The sequence below is a fragment of the Actinokineospora spheciospongiae genome, assembly GCF_000564855.1.
Classification (GTDB): Bacteria; Actinomycetota; Actinomycetes; order Mycobacteriales; family Pseudonocardiaceae; genus Actinokineospora; species Actinokineospora spheciospongiae.
Genome location: NZ_AYXG01000099.1, coordinates 24,546 through 36,833 on the forward strand (window position 1 = coordinate 24,546; position 12,288 = coordinate 36,833).

The following is a 12,288-nucleotide window of genomic DNA, read 5'->3' on the forward strand; positions in this document are numbered from 1 at the left end:
CGGACCTGGGGCTATACCGTCTCGCCATGACGACCCACGCGCACGCGGTGCCGCAGCGCCCCTCCCTGGACGGATTGGAAGCGAAATGGGCCGCGGAGTGGGTCCGGGTCGGCGTCCACCGCTTCGCCGGGGACCGCCCGCGCGCCGAGGTGTTCTCCATCGACACCCCTCCCCCGACGGTGAGCGGTGACCTGCACGTGGGGCACGTCTTCTCCTACACCCACACCGACGTGGTGGCCCGCTTCCAGCGCATGGGCGGCAAGGACGTGTTCTACCCGATGGGGTGGGACGACAACGGCCTGCCGACCGAGCGGCGGGTGCAGAACCACTACGGCGTGCGCTGCGACCCCTCCCTGCCGTTCGACCCCGACTTCAGCATCCCGCCGCCGGCGAAGCCCAAGCAGAAGCCGCGCTCGGTGTCCCGCCGCGAGTTCGTGGCGCTGTGCGCGGAGCTGACCGCCCGCGACGAGCAGGTCTACGAGGAGACGTGGCGGCGGCTGGGGCTGTCGGTGGACTGGTCGCGCACCTACACGACCATCGGCGAGCGGGCCCGGCGCCTGTCGCAGCGGTCGTTCCTGGACCTGCTCGCGGCGGGTGAGGCGTACCAGGCCGAGGCGCCGACGCTGTGGGACGTGGGGCTGCGCACGGCGGTGGCCCAGGCCGAGCTGGTGGACCGCGACCACGCGGGCGCCTGGCACACCCTGCTGTTCGACGGCCACCCGGTGCAGACGACCCGCCCGGAGCTGCTGCCCGCGTGCGTGGCGCTGATCGCGCACCCGTCCGACGACCGGTACCGGGACCTGGTGGGCACCGGCATCCGCACGCCGGTGTTCGGCGCGGAGGTGCCGGTGCTGGCGCACCCGGCCGCCGATCCGGCGAAGGGCAGCGGGCTGGTCATGTGCTGCACCTTCGGCGACCTGACCGACGTGCAGTGGTGGCGGGAGCTGGGCCTGCCCGCGCGCGCGGTGATCGGCCGCGACGGTCGGCTGCTGCCCGAGGCCCCCGCCGGGGTGGACGCGGACCGCTACGCCGAGCTGGCGGGCGCGACCGCGCACACCGCCCGGGAGCGGGTGGTGGCGATGCTGCGGGACGCGGGTGCGCTGGTGGGCGAGCCGCGGCCGGTGGTGCGGCCGGTGAAGTTCTACGAGAAGGGCGACAAGCCGCTGGAGATCGTCTCCAGCAGGCAGTGGTTCATCCGCTCCACCGCGCACCGCGACGAGCTGCTGGCGCGCGGGCGCGAGCTGCGCTGGCAGCCCGAGCACATGCGGGTGCGCTACGAGAACTGGGTGGCGGGCCTGGCGGGCGACTGGCTGATCAGCCGCCAGCGGTTCTTCGGCGTGCCGTTCCCGCTGTGGTACCCGCTCGACGCGGCGGGCGAGCCCGACCACGCCAACCCGATCCTGCCCGCGTCGCTGCCGGTGGACCCGGCCTCGGACACGCCACCGGGCTACACCGAGGACCAGCGCGGGGTGCCGGGCGGGTTCGCCGCCGACCCGGACGTGATGGACACCTGGGCCACCTCGTCGCTGACCCCGCAGTTGGTCTGCGGCCGCGACGACGACCCGGACCTGTACGCGCGGACCTACCCGATGGACCTGCGCCCGCAGGCGCACGAGATCATCCGGACCTGGCTGTTCAGCTCGGTGCTGCGGGCCGGGCTGGACTCCGGGACGCTGCCCTGGCGCACCGCCGTCATCTCCGGCTGGATTCTCGACCCGGACCGCAAGAAGATGGGCAAGTCCAGCGGCAACGGCCTGTCCCCGACCGACCTGCTCGACCGCTTCGGCGCCGACGCGGTGCGCTACTGGGCGGCAGGCGGGCGCCCCGGCACCGACACCGCGTTCGACGAGTCGACCATGCGGGTGGGCAGGCGGCTGGCCACCAAGCTGCTCAACGCGAGCCGGTTCGTGCTCGGCTTCCCCGCCGGGACCGGCGGGGTGACCGAGCAGGTCGACCTGGCGGTGCTGGGCGCGCTGGACGCGGTGGTCGCCGAGGCCACGGCAGCGCTGGCCGGGTTCGACCACACCGAGGCCCTGGTGCGGGTGGAGCGGTTCTTCTGGTTCTGGTGCGACGACTACCTCGAACTGGTGAAGGACCGCGCCTACGGCGACGGCCCGGGCGCGGACTCGGCCCGGTCGGCGCTGCGGGCGGCGCTGTCGCGGCTGCAGCGGCTGTTCGCGCCGTACCTGCCGTTCGCCGCCGAGGAGTGCTGGTCCTGGTGGCAGGCGGGTTCGGTGCACCGCGCGCCGTGGCCGACCGCGACCGGCGGCGCGGACGCCCTCGGTGTGCTGCCGCTGGTGTCGCTGGTGCTGGCGCAGGTCAGGGGGGCGAAGTCGGCGGCGCGGCTGTCGCAGCGCGCTCCGGTGGGCGCGGTGGACCTGACCTGCCTACCCTGGCAGGAGGACGTGCTGCGGGCGGTCGAGGCGGACCTGCGGGCGGCGGGCTCGATCACGGCCGTGCGCTACCGGCGCGGGGAGGGGTTCGAGGTCGCCGTCACCCTCGGCTGAGCGCGCGCCCTGTGCCGTTCGACGCAGCGGGCGGCCGGGTTGCTAACGCGAGCGGGCGTCCTCTCGATGTGGTGGTCACCAGGCGGGTGGCAGGGGAGGCCGGTGGATCGACGAGGGGACGCGCGGCGGACCCGGCTGTGGGCGCTCGAGCGCAGGCTGGTCGCCGCCATGGTGTTGGTGGTCGCCGTCTCGGTGCTGATGCTGCTGGTCGGCATGGGGCTGTTCGCGGGCCGCGGCGGGCTGTCGCCGACCGACGGCGCCGCCGGGGCGCCGCCGGAGTCCGTGCGCAGCCGGACCACGCCGTTCGACGGAACACCCGCGTCCGGCTGGGCCGAGGGCGCGGCGGGGATCGTGCCGCCGCCCCCGGCCCCGGTCGGGCCGTACGACGCCGCCCAGGTCGCCGCCGCCACGTCGCTGGTGCGCGACGCGCTGGTGGCCAGCAGGCTCGACCCGAACCTGGTGACCGGGCACGACCCGACCGGGTACCTGGGGCTGCTGGCCCCGGACGCGGCCGCGGCGCTGCGCCCGCTGTTCGGCACCGGCCGCGAGCCGGAGGCCCAGGCCCTGGTCAGCCTGGCGGACCCGGCCAGCCCGCTGCTGCCCGTGCCGCCCAGGGTGACCGGGGGGATGCGGGTGGAGGAGGGCGAGGAGGGCGAGTTGGTGGTGCACACCAACTACCTGTTCGCCTACGCCTTCGACGCCCCGCCGGGCGCGGTGGTCGACCCGATGGACGCCGTGGTGGTCGTCCGCGCCGACGTGGACTACGTCCTGCGGATCGGCGGCAAGTGGACCAGGAGCAGCCAGGGGCTCTGGTACGGGGACGTCGCGGGCTACGGCTACTCGATCGCCTGCGACGCCTACAAGCGCGGTTTCCTCGCCCCCACCCACACCGACCGCGACGACCGGCGCCCGCTGCCGCGCCCGGACCCGGGCGCCTACTTCGACCCGAGCGCCCCGCTGCCCGCTGAGATCGGGTGCCCGCCCTGAGCCGCCCACCCGGCACCGCCGGGGCCTGAGGCCGCTGCGAGCGGCTTCGGCGCAGGTCAGCGCCACAGGGGCACGGGCCTGTGGACAACTGGTGGCGCATGTCCCCCCGAGGGGCGACCATGGTCCCCATGACGCGGAAACCCCCTGTCGACGATGTCAACGACGACAACCCGGACGTGCGCGAGCCCAAGCGCTGGGCGGCGGGCATCCCCGGCGTCGCGGTGTCGCTGAACCGCGGGGTGCAGCAGATGGGCGCCGCGCGGACGGCGCGGACGCTGCGGCTGCTCAACCAGCGCGAGGGCTTCGACTGCCCCGGCTGCGCCTGGCCGGAGCCGCAGGGGCACCGCAAGCTGGCGGAGTTCTGCGAGAACGGCGCGAAGGCGGTCGCGGAGGAGGCGACCAGGCGGCGGGTCGGCCCGGAGTTCTTCGCCGAGCACTCCGTCGCCGAGCTGGCCGGGCGCACCGACCACTGGCTGGGGCAGCAGGGCCGGATCACCCACCCGGTGCTGCTGCGGCCGGGGGCGACGCACTACGAGCCGGTGGACTGGGCGACCGCGTTCGAGGTGATCGCCGGGAAGTTGCGCGGTCTGTCCACACCGGACGAGGCGGCGTTCTACACCTCGGGGCGCACCAGCAACGAGGCGGCGTTCCTGTACCAGCTCATGGTGCGCTCGTTCGGCACCAACAACCTGCCGGACTGCTCCAACATGTGCCACGAGTCCTCCGGCGCGGCGCTGGCGGAGACGACCGGCATCGGCAAGGGCTCGGTGACGCTGGCCGACCTGACGATCGCCGACCTGATCGTGGTGGTCGGGCAGAACCCGGGCACCAACCACCCGAGGATGCTCTCCGCGCTGGAGGAGGCCAAGGGGGCCGGGGCGAAGATCGTGGCGGTCAACCCGCTGCCGGAGGCGGGGCTGCTGCGGTTCAAGAACCCGCAGAACGCGCGCGGCCTGCTGGGCCGGGGCACCGAGCTGGCCGACGAGTTCCTGCAGATCAGGCTCGGCGGCGACCAGGCGCTGTTCCAGGCGATCGGGCACCTGCTGCTGGCCTGGGAGGACGAGGCCCCCGGCACGGTGGTCGACCGGGACTTCGTCGACACCCGCAGCGAGGGCTTCGCCGAGTACGCCGAGCACCTGCGCGGGCTGGACTGGGCGCGGGTCGAGCGGGCGACCGGGCTGGACCGGGCGGAGATCGAGGGGGTCGCCCGGATGTTCGCCGAATCCGAGCGGACGATCGTGTGCTGGGCCATGGGGATCACCCAGCACAAGCACTCGGTGCCGACCATCCGCGAGATCGCCAACGTGGTGCTGCTGCGCGGGATGATCGGCAAGCCGGGGGCGGGGCTGTGCCCGGTGCGCGGGCACTCCAACGTGCAGGGCGACCGCACGATGGGGATCTGGGAGAAGATGCCGGAGAAGTTCCTCGCCGCGCTGGAGGAGGAGTTCGGCGTCGACGTGCCGCGCGAACCCGGCCTGGACACGGTGGGCGCGATCCGGGCCATGCGCGGGGGGAAGGTGCGGGCGTTCTTCGCCGTGGGCGGCAACTTCGTCGCCGCGGCCCCGGACACCGAGGTCACCGAGGCGGCGATGCGGTCGTGCGAGCTGACCGTGCAGGTGTCGACGAAGCTCAACCGGTCGCACGTGGTGCACGGGGAGACGGCGCTGATCCTGCCGGTGCGCGGGCGCACGGAACGGGACCTGCAGGCCGGGGGCGAGCAGTTCGTCACCGTGGAGGACTCGATGTCGGTGGTGCACCGGTCGCGGGGCAGGCTTGAACCGGCGAGCGACCAACTGCTGTCCGAGGTGGGTGTGGTCTGCGGGCTGGCGCTGGCGCTGTTCGGACCGGAGCACCCGGTGCCGTGGGCGGAGCTGGCCGGGGACTACGACCTGATCCGGGAGCACATCGCCCGGGTCGTGCCGGGGTGCGAGGACTACAACGCCAGGGTTCGCCTGCCCGACGGGTTCGTGCTGCCGAACGCGCCGCGCGACTCCCGGGAGTTCACCGGGACGCGCGACGACAAGGCGGTGTTCACCGCGAACCCGCTGACCGTGCTGGAGGTCCCCGAGGGCCGCCTGCTGCTGCAGACCCTGCGCAGCCACGACCAGTACAACACCACCATCTACGGCCTCGACGACCGCTACCGCGGCATCAAGGACGCCCGACGGGTGGTGCTGGTCAACCCCGACGACCTCACCGGGCTGGGGTTGGCGGACGGGGCGATCGTGGACCTGGTGGGCGAGTGGCCGGACGACCCGACCGGTCGGGTCGAGCGGCGGGCGGAACGGTTCCGGGTGGTGTCGTACCCGACCGCCCGCGGCTGCGCGGCCGCCTACTTCCCGGAGGCCAACGCGGTGGTGCCGCTGGACTCCACGGCCGACCAGTCCAACACCCCGACCTCGAAGTCGATTGTCGTGCGGTTGGAGGTGAGCGCCCACAACCACGTGTGAGCGGGGATCGCCCCGGACCGGGCGGGAACGCCCGGGTGGGTGGTGGGGCCGATCGCGCCCGTTGTGATCCAGGACTCACCCGGGGATGGCATGATCGGCCCGGTCGCGGGTGTTGTTGTGGTGACCCATCCCCCAGCGAACCGGGAGCGCCACCGATGCCGTCCGCGCCGAGCACCCTGACCTTCTACTCCACCGGTTGGTGCGGCTTCTGCGCGCGCCTGAAGGCAGGACTGGCCGCCGAGGGCATCGAGTACACCGAGATCGACATCGATGAGAACCCGGACGCCGCCGAGTTCGTGATGAGCGTCAACAACGGCAACCGGACCGTGCCGACCCTGCACTACCCGGACGGCTCGACCCAGACCAACCCGTCGGTGTCGCAGGTCAAGGCCGCCCTGGCCGCCTGAGGCCCCGCGCCCGGTCGGTGACCGTGCCACAGCCGGACCGCGCGGGTCGGGGATCGGGCTCACCGCCGGTCTCCGACCCGCGGCCGGTCCGGGGTTCGGCGTCGGGTCAGGACCTGCGGTGGCCGCGGAACAGCAGCCACAGCAGCCACGCCTGCACCAGGGCGACGGCGACCAGGCCCACCCCGGCGACGACACCGCCCCACGGTTCGGGGAACTCGGGCAGCAGGATGATCACCAGGGAGGCGGGCAGCGTCACCACGAACGCCAGCACCGGGGCGAACGAGCCGTCCGGTGAGTCGTTCGTGGCGATCACCAGGGCGACGCCTATGAAGACCAGCGTGACCACGACCAGGTAGGCCAGCGCGACCTTGCGGGCCGCCCGGCGGTTGCTCCACGTCGTCATCGGACCGGCTCCAGCAGGGACATCGCCGCGTTGTGGCCGCCGATGCCGCTGACCCCGCCACCGCGCCGGGAGCCCGAACCGCACACCCGCAGCGCGGCGACGTCGGTTTCCACGCCCCAGGCGGGGTCGTCGGCGAACGGCCAGGACAGGTCGCCGTGGAAGATGTTGCCGCCGGGCATGGCCAATTCCGCCTCCAGGTCGAGCGGGGTCCGCGCCTCGACGCACGGCCGCCCGTCGGCGTCGCGGGCGACGCACTCGTCGATCGGGTCGGCGAGGTGGCGGTCGAGGCCGTCGAGGTAGCGGCGGACCAGGGTGTCGCGCACGCCGTCGTTGTCGTCGGCGAACAGGGTGGGTGGCAGGTGCAGGCCGAACAGGGTCAGCGTGTGCGCGCCGCGGGCCGCCCGCTCCGGGTCCAGGATGGACGGGTCGGTCAGCGTGTGGCAGTACATCTCACCGGGTGGCCTGTCCGGCAGCGCGCCGGAAGCCGTTTGCCGGTAAGCCCTTTCCAGGTCCGCATAGGACTCGTCGAGGTGGAACGTGCCCGCGAACGCCTGGCGCGGGTCCACACCGGACCGCAGCCGGGGCAACCGGTCCAGCAGGAGGTTGATCTTCAGTTGCGCGCCCACCGGCGACGTCGACCCCCTGCCGCGCAACCGGTCCAGCACAGCGGGCGCCACCCCGGACAGCACGTGCCCGGCGCCGAGCACCTGTTCGCCGTCGGCGGTCCGGTAGGTGATCTCGGCGTGCGCGTCGTCCGCGTCCACCCGGGTCACCTCGACGCCGGTGCGGAGCTGCGCCCCCGCCTCGACCGCCACCCGCGCCAGCTCGGCCGTGACCGACCCCATCCCGCCCGCGGGCACCCGCCACTCCCCCGTCGCGTTGCCGACGAGGTGGTACAGGAAGCAGCGGTTGGCCAGCAGGTCCGCTGAGGTCAGCGAGGTGTGCGTGCCGATCAGCCCGTCCGTGGCGACCACCCCGCGCACCACGTCGTCGGCGAAGGTCTCCTCGATCGAGGTGCCCAGCGGCTGCTCGAACACCTGCCGCCACACGCGCTCCCCCGCCGCGTCCGACACCAGCCGCCGCAGGGCGTCGCGGCTCGGCAGCGGGCCCAGCAGCGTCGGCGCCACCACCCGCGCCATCCGCGCCAACCCGCCGTAGAACTCCACCCACCGCTGGAACTCCGCGTCCGACCCGGTCAGCTCCCGGAACGACGCCTCCGTCACCGGCCCGGGTTTGCGTTCCACCAGCAACCCGGTGTCCACCCCGTCCCGCCGCACCGGCGTGTACGACGACACCGACCGCGACCGCAGGTCCAGCCGTAGCCCCAGGTCCGCCACGATCCGGTCCGGCAGCAGGCTCACCAGGTACGAGTACCGGCTCAGCCGCACCCCGGGGAACGGGCTGGCGCTGACCGCCGCCCCGCCCACGTGCCCGAGCCGCTCCAGCACCACCACCGACCGCCCGGCCCGCGCCAGGTAGGCCGCCGCAACCAGCGCGTTGTGCCCGCCCCCGACCACCACAACGTCATACCGGTCCGTCGCCACGGACCAACCCTAGATCCACGCGGCGGACGTGGGCTACGTCCGCAAGTAGGAGGCGCCGTTGAGGTCGAGGACCGCCCCGGAGGCCCACAGCGCCGGGCCCGAGGCCAGGTAGACCACCGCGGCGGCGACCTCCTCCGGTGTGGCCACCCGGTCGAACGGGCTCTGCGCGCGGATCGCCTGGCCCGAGGCGCCGTCGAGCCGCCGCGAGACCCGCTCGGTCGCCACGAAGCCCGGGGCGACCGAGGTGACGGAGATGCCGTGCGGGGCCAGGGCGAGCGCGAGGGACTGGCCGAGGGCGTGCAGGCCCGCCTTGCTCGCCCCGTACGCCGGGTACTCGGGTTCGCCGCGGAAGGCGCCCCGGGAACCGACGTTGACCACCCGGCCGCCGGTGCCCTGGCGGACCATCACGGCCGCGGCCTGGTGGGTGAGCGCGGCGGCGCCGATCAGGTTGACCCCGACGATCCGCTGCCAGGCGGCGACCCACTCCGCGTACGGGGTGTCCACCGGCGGGTGCGCCGGGTTCATCACCGCGGCGTTGTTGACCAGCACGTCCAGGCCGCCCAGCCCGTCGACCACGGCCTCGACCAGCCCGGGGACCTGCTCCGGGTCGCCGAGGTCGGCCTCGACCAGGACGTGCCCGTCGCCGGGGAGGTCGGCGAGGACGGCGGCGGCCCGGTCCGGGCTCGCCGAGCAGTGCACGGCGACCTTGTCGCCGAGGCGGGCGAACGCCGCCGCCACCGCCGACCCGATGCCACCGGACGCGCCGGTCACCAGCACCCGCCTGCCCGGGACCACGCCACCCGCCCCTGTCCCGATTGCCGCTGCCCCAATCGGTGCTGCCCCGATCGGTGCTGCCCCGGCCGCCGCTGTGCCACCCTCGACATCCTCGGTGCTCATGCCGTCCAGCCAAACACAACTAGGGTGGGCGTCATGGGACGGGTGACGGTGCGCAGGACCGTGGTGCGGCTGTCGGCCGGTGAGGCGCGCACGCGGCAGGACACGCTGGTCGCCGAGGAGCCGCTGGAGCTCCGCGTCGGCGGGAGGGCGCTGGCGGTGACCATGCGCACACCGGGCCACGACGTGGAGCTGGCGCACGGGTTCCTGCTGACCGAGGGCGTCATCGGCAACGCCGAGGACGTCTCGATCGCCCGCTACTGCGACGGCGTGGACGACCAGGGCCGCAACACCTACAACGTGCTCGACGTCGCCCTGGCCGACGGGGTGCCGCCGCCCGACCCCGGCGTGGAGCGCAACTTCTACACGACCTCCTCCTGCGGTGTCTGCGGCAAGGCGGCGCTGGACGCGGTGAAGCTCAAGACCCGCTTCTCCCCCGCCGCCGACGGGGTGCGCGTGACCCCGCGGACGCTGAGCGCGCTGCCGGACGTGCTGCGCGCCCAGCAGAAGGTGTTCGACGGCACCGGCGGTCTGCACGCGGCGGGGCTGTTCACCGCCGCGGGCGAGCCGATCGCGGTGCGCGAGGACGTGGGCAGGCACAACGCCGTGGACAAGGTGCTCGGCCGGGCGCTGCTCGACGGGCGGGTCCCGCTGGGCGGCACGGTGCTGCTGGTGTCCGGGCGGGCGTCGTTCGAGCTGGTGCAGAAGGCGGCGATGGCGGGCGTGCCGGTGCTGGCCGCGGTGTCGGCGCCGTCGTCGCTGGCCGCGGAACTGGCCGCCGAGCAGGGCATGACGCTGGTCGGCTTCCTGCGCGGCGACACCATGAACGTCTACGCCGGTGCGGACCGGATCGGATGAGGCCGCTGGAGGGGGTGCTGGTCGTCAGCCTGGAGCAGGCGGTGGCCGTGCCGTACGCTACGCGGCTGCTGGCCGACCTGGGCGCCCGGGTGATCAAGGTGGAGCGGCCGGGGGCCGGGGACTTCGCCCGCCAGTACGACACCTCCTGCGGGGAGGTGTCGAGCTACTTCGCCTGGACCAACGTCGGCAAGGAATCGGTGGCCCTGGACCTCAAGGACCCGGCCGGGGCCCGGGTCGTGGCCGAGTTGGTGGCGCGGGCGGACGTGGTCACCTGCAACCTGTCCCCCGGCGCGGCGCGCAGGCTCGGCCTGGACGCGGACACGCTGCGTGCCGCGCACCCCTCGTTGGTGGTGGCGGAGCTGTCCTCGTACGGGGAAGGCGGCCCGTACGGTGACCGGAAGGCGTTCGACGCGCTGATCCAGTCCGAGGCCGGGCTGGTCGCGCTGACCGGCGACGGCGACTCGGTGGCCCGCGCCGGGATCTCGGTCGCCGACATCGCGGGCGGCGTGCAGCTCCAGGCCGCCGTGCTGGCCGCGCTGGTGCGCCGCGGCCGGACCGGTGAGGGTGCGACGCTGCGGCTGACGCTGATGGAGGCGCTGGCCGAGTGGATGCACCAGCCCGCCCTGTACGCCCACGGCACCGGTCGGGAACCGTCGCGGCACGGCGCCCACCACCCGACGATCGCCCCGTACGGCCCGTTCCCCTGCCGCGACGGCGCGGTGCACCTGGCCGTGCAGAACGACGGGCAGTGGCGGCGGCTGTGCGGTGCGGTGGTCGGCAGGCCGGAACTGGCCGAGGACCCGCGGTTCCGCACCGTCGCCGACCGGGTGGCCCGCAGACCGGAGCTGCACGCGGAGCTGCAACCGTCCTTCGACACCGTTGCCGCCGACGACCTGCTGGCCAGGCTGGACGCCGCCGACGTCCCCGCCGCCCGCACCCGCGGGATCGGCGAGTTGACCGCGCACCCGCAGCTCACCGCCCGCGACCGGTGGACGACCGTCCCCGTGCCCGGCGGCGAGGTGCCGATGCTGCGCCCGCCGGTGGACTCCGACGGCTGGACCTGGTCGGCGGCGGCCGTCCCCAGCCTCGGCGAGCACACCGAGCCGGTGCTGACCTGGCTCGGCTACACCGCCGCGGACATCGCCGACCTGCGAACACGCTCGGTGATCTGAACGGGGACGTGTGGCGGGCGCCCCGGTGGGCTATCCGGGTGAAGGTGTGCACGAAGTCGCACGCGGACGGTCACCGGAACCGGGAAACACTCGGGCCGCGTCTCACGATTGCTGAGGGGGAGGGCGGCGGAGCCGCCCGGGGGACCACGGAGGGGCGCCATGGCCGACGGGGAGTCAGGCGGGGGCAGTCCGCTGCGCAGGCGGACGGTGCTGCTCGCGGGGGCGGCGGGGCTGGCCACCGCGGGCATCGGCGTCGGCGCCGCCAGCGGGGTCGTCGACCTGGTGACCGCCGGGTCGGCCGAACCGCGGATTCGCACCGAGCGCGTCCACTCCGCCGCGCGGGGCCGCGAGGTCGACCTGGTGACGATCCTGCCGGGCCAGCTCTCCGCCCGGAACCTGCCGGTCTGCCTGTTCCTGCACGGCCTGCGCGGCAGGGCCCGCCAGGCCGCGCCGACCGGCCTGGCGAAGACCCTGGCCAGGGGGGTCGCCGACGGCACCCTCCCGCCGTTCGCCTTCGTCGCCGTCGACGGCGGCGACAACTACTGGCACGAGAACCACGTCGGCGACAACCCGATGGCCATGCTCCTCGACGAGGTCCCCGCCTGGCTGCGCGCCCGCGGCCTCGGCGACGCCACCGGAACCCCGTTCGCGTGCGCCGGGGTGTCGATGGGCGGTTTCGGCGCGCTGCTCTACGCCCGCAGGCGCCAGGAGCGGGCGCAGCCGGTGTCCGCCGTCGCCGCCGTCTCCCCCGGCCTGCTGATGTCCTGGCGCGAGATGAGCACCCGGCGCGCGTTCAAGAGCAACACCGAGTGGGCCGCCCTGGACCCGCTGCGCAACGTGGAGAAGATCGATCGGGCGCCGGTCGGCATCTGGTGCGGCACCGAGGACCACTTCATCGAGGGCGCCCGCAAGTTCATGCGCCTGGCCAAGCCCGAGGTCGCCTACACCGGCCCCGGCGGCCACGGCGACAGCTTCTACCGCAAGGTCGTCCCCGACGTGCTGTCGTTCCTCGGCAAGCACACCCCGACGTCGGCCAAGGCCTGACCGCCCCGGTCCCGGAAAAGCG

10 protein-coding genes are annotated in these 12,288 nt (G+C 74.2%); 7 read left to right on the top strand and 3 right to left on the bottom strand.

Annotated features, from left to right (window positions below; genetic code table 11):
* Window positions 1-26 precede the first annotated feature (26 nt).
* The 4 genes from valS to UO65_RS13455 all read left to right on the top strand — a co-directional run bounded on the left by valS (window position 27) and on the right by UO65_RS13455 (window position 6,351).
* The gene (valS, locus tag UO65_RS13440) at window positions 27-2,507 is read left to right on the top strand and encodes a valine--tRNA ligase (RefSeq protein ID WP_035282415.1); all 2,481 of its coding nucleotides are present in this window, start codon (window positions 27-29) and stop codon (window positions 2,505-2,507) included.
* 102 nt (window positions 2,508-2,609) lie between these two features.
* On the top strand, window positions 2,610-3,494 hold the full coding sequence (locus UO65_RS13445; RefSeq protein WP_052021141.1) for a hypothetical protein: 885 nt from the start codon (window positions 2,610-2,612) through the stop codon (window positions 3,492-3,494).
* A gap of 128 nt (window positions 3,495-3,622) precedes the next feature.
* Window positions 3,623-5,944, top strand: coding sequence for an FdhF/YdeP family oxidoreductase (locus tag UO65_RS13450; RefSeq protein WP_035282417.1), 2,322 nt, complete (start codon window positions 3,623-3,625; stop codon window positions 5,942-5,944).
* 155 nt (window positions 5,945-6,099) lie between these two features.
* Window positions 6,100-6,351, top strand: coding sequence for a mycoredoxin (locus UO65_RS13455; protein ID WP_035282418.1), 252 nt, complete (start codon window positions 6,100-6,102; stop codon window positions 6,349-6,351).
* Between the two features lie 106 nt (window positions 6,352-6,457).
* Here UO65_RS13455 and UO65_RS13460 read toward each other — a convergent pair whose 3' ends face one another.
* Genes UO65_RS13460 through UO65_RS13470 form a run of 3 tightly spaced genes read right to left on the bottom strand, consistent with a single transcriptional unit; the run spans window position 6,458 to window position 9,093 of the window.
* Window positions 6,458-6,754, bottom strand: a complete 297-nt coding sequence (locus UO65_RS13460; RefSeq protein ID WP_035282421.1) for an SCO4225 family membrane protein — start codon at window positions 6,752-6,754, stop codon at window positions 6,458-6,460.
* The gene (locus UO65_RS13465; RefSeq protein ID WP_035282423.1) at window positions 6,751-8,298 is read right to left on the bottom strand and encodes a phytoene desaturase family protein; all 1,548 of its coding nucleotides are present in this window, start codon (window positions 8,296-8,298) and stop codon (window positions 6,751-6,753) included. The genes UO65_RS13460 and UO65_RS13465 overlap by 4 nt, the downstream gene beginning before the upstream one ends.
* A 33-nt stretch (window positions 8,299-8,331) precedes the next feature.
* Window positions 8,332-9,093 (bottom strand): SDR family NAD(P)-dependent oxidoreductase, encoded by a 762-nt coding sequence (locus UO65_RS13470; protein WP_233427561.1) that lies wholly within the window; start codon window positions 9,091-9,093, stop codon window positions 8,332-8,334.
* 135 nt (window positions 9,094-9,228) lie between these two features.
* Between UO65_RS13470 and fdhD the strand changes: the two genes are divergently transcribed.
* From fdhD to UO65_RS13485, 3 genes are all read left to right on the top strand, one after another.
* Window positions 9,229-10,050 carry a formate dehydrogenase accessory sulfurtransferase FdhD gene (fdhD, locus tag UO65_RS13475; protein WP_035282425.1) on the top strand — a complete coding sequence of 274 codons (822 nt, stop codon included), beginning with the start codon at window positions 9,229-9,231 and terminating at the stop codon, window positions 10,048-10,050.
* Window positions 10,047-11,222 carry a CaiB/BaiF CoA transferase family protein gene (locus tag UO65_RS13480; protein ID WP_035282426.1) on the top strand — a complete coding sequence of 392 codons (1,176 nt, stop codon included), beginning with the start codon at window positions 10,047-10,049 and terminating at the stop codon, window positions 11,220-11,222. The genes fdhD and UO65_RS13480 overlap by 4 nt, the downstream gene beginning before the upstream one ends.
* A 159-nt stretch (window positions 11,223-11,381) precedes the next feature.
* The gene (locus UO65_RS13485) at window positions 11,382-12,266 is read left to right on the top strand and encodes an alpha/beta hydrolase (protein WP_035282427.1); all 885 of its coding nucleotides are present in this window, start codon (window positions 11,382-11,384) and stop codon (window positions 12,264-12,266) included.
* The last annotated feature ends 22 nt before the right edge of the window (window positions 12,267-12,288 follow it).